We start from the raw sequence: 15,522 nt of genomic DNA, 5'->3' as shown, positions 1-15,522 counted from the left end.
CTTCGAACCCATGTGAACCCCCTCCTCCGACTTCGACCCCAAACGGGGTCAGGAGGGCGAAGCTAGCTGTCCTGTGGACGACCTTGCAAAACCTCGGGCGCTTTCGGGGGCGCCGTGACGACGCCAGCCGGTCCCCTCAGCTTCGCGAAGCCACCCCGAGGCCGATGATGACCAGCATGGCCACATGGAACCAGCCCACGTTGCGCGCGAGCACGGCCCAGCCCTCCCCTGAGCCCGGGGCGGTGCCACGCCGGATGGCCGCCAGTTCCTGGTAGCCCAACACGAGGCCCACGAGCCCCGGCACGAACCCGATGAACCCCACCGTGGCGAAGATGAGCGCCAGCGTCGCGCGTTGGGACGGCTTCTCCCCCAGCGCGACGGTGTGGCAGTGAAGGCAGAGCATGCGCCCCACCTGCCACCTGCGGCAGCCTTCACACAAGAAGGTGCCACAGCGGCTGCACGTTCCCTCCGCGGGGCGCTCGGGATGAAGGGGGCACAACGCGACCGTCGCTTCCATGCCCTTTCTCTACCACGTCCCCGGAGCGTCACGCCGACGCCACCCGTCCTTTCAGAGGGCGCAAGCCCCCGTTCGCACATGGGAATTACGTAGAAGAATTGCATCCTGACCCAGGCGCGCCCCGAACGCTTGCTTGATATAGCGTTTCCCGCTGACGCTCCCAATTCCATGCGAGCCCAGCCTCCTCAAGGGAGAATTCACATGCGCATCGTTTCAAAAGCGGTCCGCGGCCTTTCCGCACTGGTCGGCGCGGCGGCCCTGGCCTCCATCGGTTGTGGTGATGTCCCGGACGCTTCGGAGAGCCCCCAGACCGAGCTTCAGCAGACAAGCGCGCCTCTGGATTGCCTCTCCTCCATCAAGCCGGAGCGGGAGCTGCTCATCCAGGACGCGGCAGTGGTGAATGACCCGGCGCGCACGGCCTGGTCCGGCGCGCTGCCCCAGGGGCGCGGCGTCGCGGACGGCGCGTGGAGCTTTGGTCGGCGCATGGCGGAGCTGAGCGGCGAAGTCGCCCCCTCCGAGTTCATTCACGACTCGCTCCAGCGCGGTGCGGAGCAGGACGCGGGCACCCGCGCGCGCGTGTCCCAGCTCCTCGAAGCGTGGCCGAAGCTCGCGGACGGCACCTTGGACCTGACGAAGGCGCCACTGCGCTTGAAGGCCATCCTCAACCACGCGGGCTCGCGCAATGCGGACCGGCGCAGCGCCGGCGAAGGCCACCTGGTCTTCGAAGCAGTCGACGCGGACGGCACGCCGCTGAACCTCAGCGTCACCCTCGTGTATGACCTGCCGTCTCCCAAGCCCTCGGACGCGCTCCACTGGGCCCGTCAGTGGCATGACCTCGCCACGCAAGCGCCTGGAACGGAAGCGTTCAACACCACGCTCCAGGCTGTTACCGACCGCTTCACCGCCGCCCCGGGGCGGGTCCAGGTGGGCACGACGGACCCGCGCCTCGACTCAGGGCACTCGAACTCCATCGAGGCGCGACGCCTCGCGAAGGACTTCGGAGCCCTGCTGTGCACCGACAGCGCGGCCCCCACCGTGACGCTCCTCTCGCCGGTCCCCGGCAGCGCCCTGCGCGGCACGGTCACCCTGTCGGCGAGCGCCTACGATGACCTTGGCGTCACGCGCGTGGACTTCTTCTCCGGGTCCACCCTCATCGCCTCCGACACCCAGCCTCCCTTCATCGTGGACTGGAACACGGCGACGTCCCCTCCGGGAACCCGGGTGCTGACAGCCCAGGCCTTCGACGCGGACGACAACATGGGCGTCTCCGACCCGGTGAGCGTCATGGTGGACAACTCCCCTCCCGTCATCATCTCCGGCCCGCCCCAGTACAACCAGCACAGCCTGAACTATGTACGCGGCAACATCACCGTGGGCTGGTCCGTGACGGACCAGGGCCTCTCCGGCGTGGCCCTGGCGGAGTTCTTCCAGGAGGGCTACCTCAAGGGCTCGCTGACGGGCCACTCGGGCCTCGGCTACAACTTCTCGTGGGACACGCGGGTGCTGGCCAATCGCTCCTACAGTTTGATCCTGCGCGCGACCGACAGAGCAGGCAATGTCGCGACGCACACCCGTTCGCTGATCGTCGACAACGCGGCGCCCACGTCCGTCCTGCTCGCGCCCCTCAACGGCGCGGTCGTCAGTGGCGTCGTCACGCTGTCCGCCAATGCGAGCGACAGCCAGTTGCTCCACTACGTCGTCTTCGAAATCGACGGTGTGCTTCAGTATCCCTACTCGACCACCGCGCCATTCACCCGCGCGTGGGACACCACGGGCAAGTCCGGTACGCACGTGATTGTCGCCATTGCGTATGACCGCGCGGGCAACAGCCGACGCAGCAACGCCGTGACGGTCACCGTCCCGTGAGCCGCGGGCAGGCACGGGCGTCCCGGTAGCGTTCCACCCGGTTCAGCCTGGCCGGGTGGCCTCACGTCCTCTGCCAAGGGGCCGCGCCAGACCTGCTGGCGCGGCCTCGCTACCTCACGGAGCGAGCCTTCAACGCATCCGCGAGGAAGTCGATGAACGTCCGAATGCGCGTGGCGAGGTGCTCGTGGCCGATGTGCACGGCGTGGATGAGCTCGATGTCCCCCGCGCTGTACTTCTCCAGCACCGCGACGAGCCGGCCCGATGCGAGGTCGGGCTGGACATGATAGCCGCCGAGCCGCGCCAGGCCCACGCCCTCCAGCACGAGCTGGCGCAGCACGACCCCGCTGTTGCCGTGGACATTGCCTGACACCGGCACCGAGAACGCCTCGCCGCTCGAAGGGTCCCGGAAGGGCCATTCGTCGGCGGGGCGCCGGAAGTTGAACCTCAGGCAGTTGTGTCGGGCGAGGTCCTCCGGCCGCCTCGGTGTGCCATGCGCCTTGAGGTACGCGGGCGACGCCACGATGACACGGCGGCTTTCGAGCAGCTTCCGCGCCTTGAGGCTGGAGTCCCGCAGCGGCCCCGTCCGGATGGCGACGTCCGTCCGCTGGTCCATCAGGTCAATCACCGTGTCCGTCGACGTGACGTCGAGCTCGACCTGCGGGTACAGGGCGAGGAACCGGGGCACGAGCGGCAGCACGTGGACCTCTCCAAACGCCACGGAGGTGTTCACCCGCAACAGCCCGCGCGGCACCACGTTGCCTGTCGTCACGAGGCTTTCCGCGTCATCAATCTCCGCGAGGATGCGCCGCGCCCGCTCCAGGTAGAGCGCCCCCTCCGGCGTCAGTTGCAGCGCGCGCGTCGAGCGCACGATGAGCGAGGTGCCCAGGCGGTCCTCGATTCGGGCGATGAGCTTGCTGACGGCCGAGGGAGACAGCCCCAGCTTGCGGCCCGCCGCGGAGAAGCTCCCACTGTCGGCCGTGGCCAGGAAGACGCTCATCTCCCCCGCGCGGTTGTCCACCGGACCTCCTGTGAATCGGATTCACAGGTACTTTGACATTATGGACGTTTCCTCTCAAGGGCGCCGCCGCTACATGACGCATGCGTTCACTCACCTGAAAACGGCAGACCTCTGGAGAAGACATGGACTTGCAACTCACCGGGAAGACGGCGCTCGTCACGGGAGGCACCGCGGGCATCGGGCTGGCCATCGGGGCACGGCTGGCCGCTGAGGGAGCACACGTCGTGATTCCCGGTCGCTCGCGGGGGAAGCTCGATGCGGCGGTCGCCCACATCGAGCAGGCCCACCCCGGCACGTCCGGACGCGTGCGGACGGTGCTGGCGAACCCGGCCGACGCAGAGGGCGCCGCGCTCCTCGCGCGTGAGCTTTCCGACGTGGACATCCTGGTCAACAACCTCGGCATCTACGAGTCCAAGGCGTTCGGCGACATCAGCGACGAGGACTGGCGCAAGTACTTCGAGGTGAACGTCCTGAGCGGCGCCCGCCTGGCACGCCAGTACCTGCCGGGAATGCTGAAGCGCAACTGGGGCCGCATCATCTTCATCGCCAGTGACTCCGCGCTCGTCATCCCACCGGACATGATTCACTACGGGATGACGAAGTCCGCCCAACTCTCGATTTCACGAGGCCTGGCGGCGACGACGAAGGGCACCCGCGTCACGGTCAACTCCGTGCTTCCAGGGACGACCCGCTCCGAGGGCATCGGAGACTTCTTCAAGAGCGTCGCGTCGAACCCGAACGCGCCCATGGCCGAAATCGAGGCGGAGTTCTTCCGGAAGGAGCGGCCGACCTCCCTGCTCCAGCGCGTCATCGAGGCCGAGGAGATCGCCGCGCTCGTGGCCTTTGTCGCGAGCCCCTTGTCTTCCGCCACCAATGGCGCCGCGCTACGGGCCGATGGTGGCGTCGTCCCCACCCTCGCGTGAACCCACACCAAGACCGCGTACGAGGCGCATGACCATGGACTATCGACGACTCGGAGCCTCTGGACTCCAGGTGCCCGTCCTCAGCTTCGGTGCCGGCACCTTCGGAGGCCAAGGGCCTCTCTTTGGCGCCTGGGGAGACACCGCCGCGAACGAGGCCCGGCGGATGGTGGACATCTGCATCGAAGCGGGCGTGACGATGTTCGACACGGCCGACGTCTACTCGAACGGAGCGTCGGAGGAAGTCCTCGGCGCGGCGCTCCATGGCCGACGCCAGCAGGCCCTCATCTCGACGAAGGTCTCGCTGCCCACGGGCGACGGCCCCAATGACGCCGGCTCGTCGCGGTCCCATCTCATTCGAGCGTGTGAAGCGTCTTTGCGCCGGCTCGGCACCGACTACATCGACCTCTTTCAACTGCACGCGTTCGACGCCGCGACCCCCATCGAGGAAGTGCTGTCGACCTTGGACGAGCTCGTGCGCCAGGGGAAGGTTCGATACGTCGGTGTTTCGAACTTCTCGGGCTGGCACCTGATGAAGTCGCTCGCCGTCGCCAGGCAGTACGGCTACCCCCGCTACGTCGCACACCAGGCCTACTACTCGCTCGTTGGGCGCGATTACGAGTGGGAGCTCATGCCGCTTGCGTTGGACCAGGGTGTCAGCGCGATGGTCTGGAGCCCGCTCGGCTGGGGCCGTCTCACCGGCAAGGTCCGGCGCGGTGAGCCGCTGCCAGCGGTGAGCCGTCTGCACCAGACCGCCGACTTCGGTCCCGCCGTCGACGACGAGCATCTGTTTCGCGTGGTGGATGCCCTCGACGACGTCGCCAAGGAGACCGGCAAATCAATCCCACAAATCGCCTTGAACTGGCTGACGACGCGTCCGACCGTCGCCAGCGTCATCATCGGCGCGCGGACCGAAGCGCAGCTTCGCGACAACCTCGGTGCCATCGGATGGTCACTCACACCGGAGCAGCTCGCGAAGCTTGACGCGGCGAGCTTCAAGACACCGCCCTACCCTTACGCCCCGTACTACAAGCTGGGTGACTTCACGCGGCTCAACCCGCCCCTGTTCCCCGCGCCCTCGGTGTAGGCTTGCTCCGATTCCGTGGCGCTCCCGCGCGTTCCCTGGTGGTGCTGCACTCGAACGAGCCGGACGACAAGCGAGGGGGCGTCCCCATCCGTGGAGCAGGGCTTCGCCAGGTATCGGGAGTGGCCATGTTCGTTGGAATCCCAACGAAAGCGTGCAGCGACCTGCCGGGCGCGGGTAAGGTGAGGCGTCATGCCGCCGCGCCCTCCGCACGATAGACACCTCCCCTCATCGGCCATCTCGAGGTTCGTCGACACCGCGCGCATCGAAGCACTGCTGGCGCCGTACCTGCCGGCCCCGCAAGAGCGCGCCTTCGTCGTCCGGTGCGTGCTCGGCGAAGGGCCGGCGCACCACCGCGGCGCCAACTACGTGCTGCTCTCGCTGCTCGGGCTGGTGCTCGAGCGGGTGGCACACGGTGACCGCGAAGCCCTGGACCTCGGCGCGTCCCAGGAGGTCCCCATGCGGCTGCCGCCACACCTCGCGCGGCCCGACGACGCGCCCAGCTATCCGCTGCCGCTCCCCAGCGCGCCCCTGGAGCTCCTGGCGCGCAAGGGCACCCGGGACTTCGAGGCCATGGTGGACTGCCTCACCGACGGGCCTCCGCAGCACGCGCTGGCGAACGTGGCCATGGTGACGCTGCTGGCGGACCTGCTGGCGCGGCTTCCAGAGAGCCCGGAAGAGTGAGCGTCGAGCTGCCCCAGGGCCTGGCGCAGGCGTTCTCGGTCGCCGCGGGCGAGCTGGGGATGTGTTGCGCGGCGTGGCTCTACGTGAAGGACGTGGCGCGGTTCGCGGGCGACGCGGGCGTAAGCGGCCTGCGCGACGCGCTGGGCCGCTCGTTCCCGGTGCTGGACGCGGTCGCCGAGAAGTGGCTCGCCGGCTCGCGCGAGCCCCACACGGACCCCGGCGCCGTGCTCGGCGCGCTCGCCGGCACCCGGCAGCTCGTGGTGGTCGGCCTGGAGTCGGAGTTCCTCGACGCGTTGATTCCGAAGCTGGAAGGCATCCGCCTCGCGCTGTTGCGGAGCTCGCCGTTCGAGGTGGACTGGGAGCGCGTGCTGTCCAACTACGCGGGGCGGGTGGAGCTGGTGGAGCTCGAGCGCTTCCAGTCGTGGGCGGGGCCCCGGAGCACGCTGCTCACCTTCGCCTACGGCGTCCATGGCGCCGGGACGCACGTGATGCCGGCGTGGCTCCGCGTCACCGGCGACGACGTGCGCACCCAGTTCCGCTCGCTGGTGGCCTGGGACGTGCTCCGAGCCCCGATGTTCGTGTATCCGCGCTGGCTGGTGGAGGTCGATGCCGCCACATTCACGGAGCTGGTCTGAATGACCCAGGCCATCCTCGCCGGCATCCTCATCACCGCGCTGCTGTTGCAGGCGGCGCTCCCCTCGCGCCGGCTGGTGGTCGTGAGCGTGGGCGCCGGCCTGGCGGCCCTGGCGTCTTCGCTACTGGGAACGGGCACCGCGCCCGAGCTGCTGGCGCAGGTGCCGTGGGACGTCATCGTGATTCTCGTCACGCTGGGGCTGCTCTCGCAGCTGTTCGTCGAGTCGCGGCTCTTCGGGGTGCTGGCGCTGCACGCCACCCGGTTGAGCCGCGCCGGCCCACGCCGAATCCTGCTGCTCTTCGCGGTGGGCATGTACGTGGTCAGCGGGCTGGTGAACAACCTCACCGCGCTGTTGCTCGTGCTGCCGGTGCTGCTCATCCTCTTCAAGCTGCTGGGCGTGCGACAGCGGTATGTGTCGTGGACGCTGGCGCTGGTCCTGGTGTCCTGCAACCTCGGCGGCGCCGCCACGCCCATTGGAGATTTTCCGGCCATCCTGCTGCTCGGCACCGGGGTGATGAGCTTTCCCGACTACCTGGTGCGCGCGCTGCCGGTGACGCTGGTGGCGCTGGCCGGTGTGCTGGGAACAGCGTTCCTGCTGGTCCGCCCCGGCAGCCGGCTGGGGCAGACGCCCATCTCGGCCACGCTGACGCTCTCCACCATGGGCGCGCTGTACCGCAATGTGCGGGTGGATCGCCGCAGGCTGCTGCCGCCGTTGCTGCTGCTCGGGTGCATGCTCGCGGCCTGGGTCGCCATTCCCAGAGAGACGGGCGTGACGCCCGACCTGGTGGCCTGGCTCGGAGCGGGGGTGGCGCTCGCGCTCGCGGGGGGGCTGGGCGAGCGGATTGTGCGCACGCGCATCGACATGGAGGCGGCGCTGTTCCTGCTGTCCTTGTTCGTGATGGTGGGCGCGGTGGGGCGCAGCGGCCTGTTCGCCGACGCCGCCGTCTGGTTGCAGGCGCTGCCGATTTCGCCGCTGGCGCAGCTGTGCGTGTTCTTCGTCGCCGCCGGGCTCCTCACCGGCGTCTTCTCCGCCGGCCCCAGCATGGCCGCGCTGCTGGCGGTGGCCGAGCGCCTGGCACAGCAGCATTCTCCGGAGACGGTCTACATCGGGCTGGCCTTGTCGGTGTGCGCCGGCAGCTCGCTGTTCCTGACTGCGGCCACCTCCGGACCGCTGGCCCAGGCGCTCACCGAACGCGCGGCGCTGAGAGACCCGGAGGGGAACCTCATCCGGTTCGGGTTCGCCGAGTTCCTTCCGGCCGGGCTGCTGAGCTTCGCCGTCATCCAGACCGTGGCGATTGCGTGGGGCCTGTTGTCCGCTTGAGCCGCGCGGCGCCATCCTGGCGCATCTCCAGCGGCGTGTCCCCGTCTCGCCACCCGAGTAGGCTTCACGGGCCGGTGCGGTTCACATGATTTGGGGAAACAGATGGCGGACGTGGGATCGAACGATCTGGTGAAGGTGGTGGCCCTGCTAGGCGCGGCGGTGGTCGCGGTGCCCGTGTTCAAGCGACTGGGGCTCGGGTCCGTGCTGGGATACCTCGCCGCGGGGCTGGCGATCGGGCCGTTCGGGCTGGGCTGGTTCTCCGACGCCCAGGCGGTCCTGCACGTCGCCGAACTGGGCGTGGTGATGTTCCTCTTCGTCATCGGCCTGGAGATGCGCCCCTCGCACCTGTGGAGCCTGCGTCGGCAGATCTTCGGCCTGGGCACGCTGCAGATCGCCGCCTGCACCGCGGCGCTGACCGGCGTCGGTCTGCTGTTCGGCGATGAACCGGTGGTCGCATTCATCGGGGCAATGGGCTTCGTGCTGACCTCCACCGCCATCGTCATGCAGCTGCTGGGCGAACGCGGCGACATCGCCCTGCCCCACGGACAGAAGATCGTCTCGGTGCTGCTGTTCGAGGATCTGCTGATCGTGCCGCTGCTGGTGCTGGTGGCGCTGCTCGCGCCGGGCGAGCCCAGCAGCGATGCTTCGCGCTGGACCTCGATAGGCATTGCCACTGGCGTGCTGGTCACGCTCCTCGCCGCCGGCATCTGGCTGCTCAATCCGTTGTTCCGCCTGCTCGCCGCGGCGCGGGCGCGCGAGGTGATGACCGCCGCCGCGCTGCTCGTCGTGCTGGGGTCGGCGCTGCTGATGCAGTTGGGCGGCCTGTCAATGGCGATGGGCGCGTTCCTCGCCGGCGTGCTGCTGTCGGAGTCGACGTTCCGCCACCAGCTCGAAGCCGATGTCGAACCGTTCCGCGGCCTGCTGCTCGGCCTGTTCTTCCTCGGCGTGGGCATGGCGCTGGACCTGTCGGTGGTGCGCGACAACTGGGCGCTGATCCTCGGCGCGGTGCTGGCGATGATGCTGGTCAAGGCGCTGTGCATCTACGCCGTCGCGCGGCTGACCGACTCCAGCCATCACGAAGCGCTCGATCGCGCCACGCTGATGGCGCAGGGCGGCGAATTCGCCTTCGTGCTGTACGCCACCGCCGCCGCCAGCGGCGTGATCGCCGCCGCGCAGAACGCCCACCTCACCGCGATCGTCGTGCTGTCAATGGCGCTGACGCCCCTCGTCGTACTCGCGGTGCGTCCGTGGCTCAAGCGCCAGGAAGAAAAGTTCGACGATCTGGACGTCGCCGAAGGCCTGTCGGGCAGCGTGCTGATGATCGGCTTCGGCCGCTTCGGCCAGGTCGCGAGCCAGTCGCTGCTCGCGCGCGGCGTGGACGTGACAATCATCGACAACGACGTGGAGATGATCCGAAGCGCCGGCACGTTCGGTTTCAAGATCTACTACGGCGACGGCACGCGCCTGGACGTGCTGCGCGCATCGGGCGCGGACAGCGCGCAGGTGATCGCCGTGTGCGTCGACAACAAGGAGGCCGCCAACCGCATCGTCGAACTGGTGAAGTCCGAGTTCGTCCAGGCGAAGCTGCTCGTGCGCTCCTTCGATCGCGAACATTCCCTGCAACTGCTCAACGCCGGCGTCGACATGCAGGTGCGCGAGACCTTCGAATCGGCGATCAAGTTCGGCCAGCACGCGCTGTGCCAACTGGGCGTTCCGAAGGAAGACGCACTGGAGATCGTCGAGGCGGTGCGCCGCCGCGATGCGGAACGCGTGCAGTTGGAGCTGGCCGGGGGACTCACCGCGGGCGCGCGCCTGCTGATCGGCAACATCGCCCCGAGCCCGACGCCGACGCCGTTCACGCCTCCGCGCAAGGCCGCCACGCCGCTCACCCCGGAGACGGCCGAAGCGACCCAGGGCAGGAACGAGTAGGCGCGAGGAGCAGGGACGCGGCGCCATCGCTGCTGGCGATCGCGCCGTACCAGGCCCTGTCGAGGGGGAGGACGGCAAGCTCACCTGCGCGCCACCACCGGCGGCACCACGGGATGCCCAGGCAGGTCTGAGCCCGCTTTGCCGGGACTGCTTGCTATCCCCCCCTGCCCTCCGTGCAAGTCTGGCCGGATGAATCGCGTCCTCCTGCTGGCCGGACTGTTGAGCCTCGTTGCGTGCAAGGGCTCCGTCGAGCCAAACACCGACACCGGAGGCCCTGACAACCCCGGTGAGCCCGGGGGGAACCTGGGCGCCGCGTGCGTGGTGCAGTCGGTGCTCGCCGAGCGCTGCGCCAGTTGTCACGGCGCGCTGCCGACGCAGGGGGCGACGATGCCGCTGCGCACCCTGCACGACATGCGGGTGAGTTCGGCGATGGATGGGAGGCTCAGCAACGCCCAGCGCGCGCTCATCCGCATGCGCGACGACGCGTCTCCAATGCCGCCAGCCTCGCATGAGCGCGCGAGCGCAGCCGAGCTCGCCGCGCTCGAGACCTGGATCGGGGAAGGGATGCCCCTCTGCGGCGGCACGGGCGGCCCGGACGTGACCGTGGTGCCCGAGCCCAACCTGCTCGATCAGTCCGCGCTCTTCAGCTGCACCGAAGGCGTGCGCTCGGATGCGCCGACGCGCATCCGCCGCTTGAACCGGCGCGAGTTCACCCGCAACGTCGGTGGCTCGGTCGAGCGCAGTTGGACCGGGTTCAGCTTCTACGACAACCCGCTCGATCCCAGCGCCATCGAGCAGTACAGCTCCTGGGCCACGGACGAGACGCTGGACGAGGCCACTGTGGAGCTCTTCCTGCCCGTGGTCGGCGCGGCCGCCTCGCCGTGGACGATGAACTACCCGGACGGCAACCGGATGGAGCGTGTCTTCACCGACAGACGCTTCCGCTGCATGTTCGACGACGCGAACCCGAGCGACACCTGCAAGCGCTTCCACCTTGGCCAGATGCTCGAGTTCGGCGTCTTCTTCCGCCCGCCCACCGAGGATGAGCTCACGCGCCTCACCGACTTCGCGACCACAGTCATCGCGCAAGAGCCGAGCCACTCCCCGCAAAACCGCGCGGACTCCATCACGCGGATCTCCAACGCCGCGTGGATGATGACCGGCGCCATGTTCCGCCGCGAGATGGGCGCCGAGCCGGCCGACGGTCGCGTGGAGCTGACCAGCCTCGAGCTGGGCTCGCAGCTGGCCTACGCACTGGCGGGGCGCGCGCCCTCGGCGACGCCGAGCTTCGTGTGGCCGCACTACTCCGCGCCCCTCGAGGGGCATCTGGCGGACGTGGCGACCGCCGCGAAGGATGGCTCGCTCAAGCAGGATGCGACGACCACCGCCCTGATTGAGAAGTACCTGGGCGGCGTCGACGCCCACCAGAACGGGACGCCGCGCTTCGATCTTGTGCAGGACTACAACGAAGAGCAGCGCTCCAAGCGCGGGCAGTACTGGCTGGGTGACGGCGTCGCGGGCTTCTTCCGCGAGTGGCTCGGCTACGAGCACGTGGCCGCGGTGTTCAAGGAGTCCCCGGCGGCGACCTCGCGCTTCGAGCTCGAGGGGCTCGGCTACATCAGCTCGGTCTCGTACGACAACCTGCTCACCAACTTCCATCCGCTGGAGCCGACCTTCATCCAGCAGTTCGACGACATGATCGCGCGGGTGGTCGTCGAGGATCAGGACGTGCTGGCGAACCTGCTCACCACGCGCACCTTCTACGTGCCCTCCATGCAGCAGGCGGCGTACGACTCGCACAAGGGCCTCTCGCACCCCTACAACGTCAGCGAGATCCTCCCGGCGACCGTCGCGGGCCGCTGGAAGACGCTGCCTGACATCGAGCGCGCGGGCGTGCTGACCCACCCGGTGTGGCTGGCCGCGCACGGCGGTAACTTCGAGGACGATCCGTCCATCGTCCACCGCGGCAAGTGGGTGCGCGAGAACCTCCTGTGCGGCTTCGTCCCGCCGCTCAGCAGCGTGCAGGTGGCAGCCCAGGTCGGCGCGCACGCCGCCGACAAGAACGCGCGCCGCCGCCTGCAGGAGGCGACGGCCGGATCGCAGTGTCAGGGCTGTCACCGCCTGATGGAGCCGCTCGGCCTGCCCTTCGAGATCTACAACCACGCGGGCTTCCTGCGCGCGCGGGATCACTCGCCCAGCGGAGGCTGGACCACGCCGGACGGGAGCTCGACGCTCACGTCGATGCCGGACCCCGGGCTGGACGGCCCGGTGCGCGACGCAGTGGAGTTGAGCGAGCGCCTGGCGACCTCGCGGCACGTGAAGCGCTGCTTCATGCGGCAGGCCTTCCGCTACTTCATGGGCCGCCCGGAGAACCCGAGCGACGCCTGTACGCTGACGCGGATGGAGCAGGCCTATGATGAGAACAACGGCTCGTTCTCCAAGATGCTGACCACGCTGATGACCAGCGACACCTGGAAGACGCGGCGTGTGCCGCAGGCTGGAGAGTGACTGCCATGTTCTCGCGACGAACCGTCCTGCAGGGCATGGCCGCCGGCCTCTTCGCGCCCTACTTCCGCGACGTCTACGCCCAGTCGCCAGCGTTGCCGGCGCGCCTGGTGCTGGTCCTCGAGTGCAATGGCGTCTACCCCCGCGCGCTCCTGAGCACGGGCACCCGCGCGGCGCTGGGGGGGCGCGCCAACACCTCCGACCGCCTCTTCTGGGACGCGTACAAGGACACGCCGCTGGTGCGTGAGGGCGACAACCTCGCCAGCGCGATCAGCCTCGGGCCGCTGGCGGCGTCTTCCGGCAACATCGACCTGGTGAACCGCTCCGCCGTGCTGCTGGGGCTCTCGAACCTCATCGCGGGCGGCGGGCACTCCAGCGGGACGGGCGGGCTGAGCTGCGCGGTGAACGGCGCGGGCGCGACCTTCGACGCGGTGATCGCACCTCGCCTGCGCCGTGGTGCACCGTTCGACGTGCTGCGCCTGGGCACCAGCTCCGCGCGCGTGTCGATCGTGTACGAGACCTGCGCGCTCGGACCCCGCAAGCCCGCGGGCATCATCGTCAACCCGTCGCTCGCGTTCGACAGCACCTTCGGCTCGCTGCTCGGCGGCTCGACGAACGGGCGCGACCGCAAGATGCTCTTCGACTTCGCGCTGGCCGACTCGCGCAAGGCGCTGGCGGAGTTCAGCGGCAACTCCAACGAGCGGCTGAAGCTGGAGCGCTACCTCTCCTCGCTCGAGTCGCTGCGCGCGCGGGAGGATCAGCTCGAAGGCATGGCGGAACGCGTGCGGCCCTACCTGCCACTGGCACCGAAGGACAACCCGCTCATCACCGGCGCGGGCTCACCGCCCGACTCGCTGAAGTGGTTCGAGGCGCAGTTCCAGATCGCCACGGCGTCCCTCCTGGGCGGGCTGACGAACACGGTGGTGCTGGCGACGGGGACCTCGGGCTTCGACGTGGCCTACGGCCCGGACGTGGCCGACGTCCCGCGACACAGCCTGCAGCACGGCCTGGATGCGGGGCAGAACTGGGATCGCGTCGCCGAGGTCACCCGCCGTCACGTGCAACTGGTGGCGAACCTGGCGAGGACGCTGGCCGCCACGCCCGAGGTCGGCGCGAGCGGCTCGATGTTGGATCACACCGCGATCGTCTTCATGTCCGACAACGGCGAGCAGCACCACTCGACCTCGCGTGAGTGGCCGAAGCTCGTGGTGGGCGGCAACGCGCTGGGCCTGAAGACCGACGGGCGCACGGTCGTGTACCCCAAGTACGACGCGGCCCGGAACCGGCAGGTCTCGAACCTCTTCAACACGCTCGGCCACGCGTTCGGAGACGCGGACTTCAACACCTTCGGGCAGGAGGGCAGCACGCGCATCGCGCCGGGACCGCTGAGCGAGCTGTATGGCTGAGCCGTGAGCGCGGACTGGGCGGGTTCCACGTCATTCTTGGCAGGCATGTCTCGCTGGAGCCACTCCTGGGCCGGCGGTGTTCCCCTTCGTGCGCGGTGGGGCCCAGCGCCTGCGTGTCCGGGCCATGCCGCCGTCGTTTGTTCGAAAGCACGGAGCCCCTGAGTCCTGCGTCGCGCGCGCGGGGGCCGCGGCTTGAAGCGCGTGTCCACCGCCTTATCCGGGCTGCATCCACCGGGCGGCTGGTTGGGCGCGTGGAGCCCCCTACTTTTGCGCCGTCGTTCGCGAAGGGGAGGCTGCACATGAAGCGGGAAGTGAGAGCCGGCATCGCCGGGCTGCTGTTCGGGTCCATGCTGGCTGGCTGCGGGGTGGCGCCAGAACTGGAATCGCCGCAAGGCAACGAAGCGCTGGAGGCGCCCACGAGCGCCGAGGCCGGGCTCAATGCGCATCGGGATGACTCCACGCCTGCCGCGGTGGCGCGTTACGGACCCGTGGTTGCGTACGGTGATGGCAAGTACTTCGCGGTCTGGACCGACGTTCGGACCGGCGGCATCTGGGGCACTCGCGTGAAGCCAGACGGCACCGTGCTGGACAAGGGAGGCCTCCGCATCAACATCAGCGACGAGACCGGGTCCCAGCCCGGCATCGCCTTCAATGGGACGCACTTCTTCGTCGTCTGGGGGGGCCGGGATGGCATCGACGGCGTTCGCGTGAAGCCGGATGGCACCGTCGTGGGGCCGGTGTTCCGCGTCATCCAGACGGATGAGTTCCAGGGCCCGACGCGCGTCGCGTGCTCCCCGAAAATCTGCTTGGTGACGTACACCGTCACGGGTGACGACGAGACGGTCATCTTCGTCACGCGCGTGACGAAGGAGGGCGTCGTGCTCCCGTCGTCCGACCGGTCCATCAGCGCCGGCTTGAACTACGCGGCTGACGCGTCGGCGGCCTGGAACAACAGCAAGAAGGAGTTCCTGGTCGTCTGGTCCGATGAGCACGGCGAGGGCCCGGAGAACGCGGACATCTACGGCAACAGGGTGAAGGAGGACGGCACCGTCCTCGACGACGACGGCTTCCCCATCTCCACGGCGGAGGGCGCCCAGACGACGCCCGACGTCGAATGGACGGGCAAGAACTACCAGGTGGTCTGGTCCGATACCCGCAACGGGAACCCGGACATCTACGGCACGCGGGTGAACAGGCAGGGCAATGTGAAGGACGCCGACGGCATCCCCATCACCATCGCCGCGGCCGCGCAGACCGCACCCCGCATCGCGCACCACAACAACAAGTCCCTGGTCGTCTGGGATGACACGCGCAACGGTCCGCACAGCATCTGGGGTTCGCGGTGGGACGAGGACGGGGACGTATGGGACGGCTCGGGCTTCCCCATCTCCAGCAATGGCCTGGCGCAGCAGTACCTGCCAGACGTCGCCTACGGGTCCGACAAGTTCTTGACCGTCTACGCCGCCCAAAACGTCTACGAGCCCTTCGAGCCACACTACATCGTGGGTACGCGCGTGACGCACCAGGCGCAGGTGAAGGACGTGCCCGCCATTCCGCTCACGCGCAAGGACTAAGGGCCCGCTCAGAAATTAGTTGGCCGAACAGAGAGGATAACCAGGCGACCGGGCATGTTGGTCG

General features: G+C 68.8%; 12 protein-coding genes. 10 read left to right on the top strand and 2 right to left on the bottom strand.

The window, feature by feature from the left end; all coding sequences use genetic code 11:
- Nucleotides 1–136 precede the first annotated feature (136 nt).
- Entirely contained in the window at nucleotides 137–403 is a 267-nt protein-coding gene (locus G4D87_RS07495; RefSeq protein WP_240358084.1) for a hypothetical protein, read from the bottom strand.
- 315 nt (nucleotides 404–718) lie between these two features.
- Between G4D87_RS07495 and G4D87_RS07490 the strand changes: the two genes are divergently transcribed.
- On the top strand, nucleotides 719–2,383 hold the full coding sequence (locus tag G4D87_RS07490; protein ID WP_163780372.1) for an Ig-like domain-containing protein: 1,665 nt from the start codon (nucleotides 719–721) through the stop codon (nucleotides 2,381–2,383).
- Nucleotides 2,384–2,492: 109 nt separating this feature from the next.
- Here the strand turns inward: G4D87_RS07490 and G4D87_RS07485 are convergent, their stop codons facing one another.
- Nucleotides 2,493–3,401, bottom strand: coding sequence for a LysR family transcriptional regulator (locus G4D87_RS07485; RefSeq protein WP_163780371.1), 909 nt, complete (start codon nucleotides 3,399–3,401; stop codon nucleotides 2,493–2,495).
- Nucleotides 3,402–3,523: 122 nt separating this feature from the next.
- Between G4D87_RS07485 and G4D87_RS07480 the strand changes: the two genes are divergently transcribed.
- From G4D87_RS07480 to G4D87_RS07440, 9 genes are all read left to right on the top strand, one after another.
- Nucleotides 3,524–4,324 (top strand): SDR family NAD(P)-dependent oxidoreductase, encoded by an 801-nt coding sequence (locus tag G4D87_RS07480; protein WP_163780370.1) that lies wholly within the window; start codon nucleotides 3,524–3,526, stop codon nucleotides 4,322–4,324.
- Between the two features lie 34 nt (nucleotides 4,325–4,358).
- Complete coding sequence (locus tag G4D87_RS07475) at nucleotides 4,359–5,408, top strand: aldo/keto reductase (protein WP_163780369.1); 1,050 nt, start codon at nucleotides 4,359–4,361, stop codon at nucleotides 5,406–5,408.
- Between the two features lie 189 nt (nucleotides 5,409–5,597).
- Nucleotides 5,598–6,089 carry a hypothetical protein gene (locus G4D87_RS07470; RefSeq protein ID WP_163780368.1) on the top strand — a complete coding sequence of 164 codons (492 nt, stop codon included), beginning with the start codon at nucleotides 5,598–5,600 and terminating at the stop codon, nucleotides 6,087–6,089.
- A complete protein-coding gene (locus G4D87_RS07465) occupies nucleotides 6,086–6,724 on the top strand; it encodes a hypothetical protein (protein ID WP_163780367.1) in 639 nt (212 codons plus the stop codon). The genes G4D87_RS07470 and G4D87_RS07465 overlap by 4 nt, the downstream gene beginning before the upstream one ends.
- Nucleotides 6,725–8,044 carry an ArsB/NhaD family transporter gene (locus tag G4D87_RS07460; RefSeq protein WP_163780366.1) on the top strand — a complete coding sequence of 440 codons (1,320 nt, stop codon included), beginning with the start codon at nucleotides 6,725–6,727 and terminating at the stop codon, nucleotides 8,042–8,044.
- Nucleotides 8,045–8,146: 102 nt separating this feature from the next.
- A complete protein-coding gene (locus tag G4D87_RS07455) occupies nucleotides 8,147–9,973 on the top strand; it encodes a monovalent cation:proton antiporter-2 (CPA2) family protein (protein ID WP_163780365.1) in 1,827 nt (608 codons plus the stop codon).
- Nucleotides 9,974–10,162: 189 nt separating this feature from the next.
- Complete coding sequence (locus G4D87_RS07450; protein WP_163780364.1) at nucleotides 10,163–12,481, top strand: DUF1588 domain-containing protein; 2,319 nt, start codon at nucleotides 10,163–10,165, stop codon at nucleotides 12,479–12,481.
- 5 nt (nucleotides 12,482–12,486) lie between these two features.
- Nucleotides 12,487–13,884, top strand: a complete 1,398-nt coding sequence (locus tag G4D87_RS07445) for a DUF1552 domain-containing protein (RefSeq protein ID WP_163780363.1) — start codon at nucleotides 12,487–12,489, stop codon at nucleotides 13,882–13,884.
- Nucleotides 13,885–14,183: 299 nt separating this feature from the next.
- A complete protein-coding gene (locus G4D87_RS07440) occupies nucleotides 14,184–15,458 on the top strand; it encodes a hypothetical protein (protein WP_163780361.1) in 1,275 nt (424 codons plus the stop codon).
- The last annotated feature ends 64 nt before the right edge of the window (nucleotides 15,459–15,522 follow it).

Source organism: Myxococcus vastator, from assembly GCF_010894475.1.
GTDB classification, from domain to species: Bacteria; Myxococcota; Myxococcia; order Myxococcales; family Myxococcaceae; genus Myxococcus; species Myxococcus vastator.
Note: the sequence above shows the minus strand (reverse complement) of the source record. Positions and strands in the feature narration are given on the sequence as shown.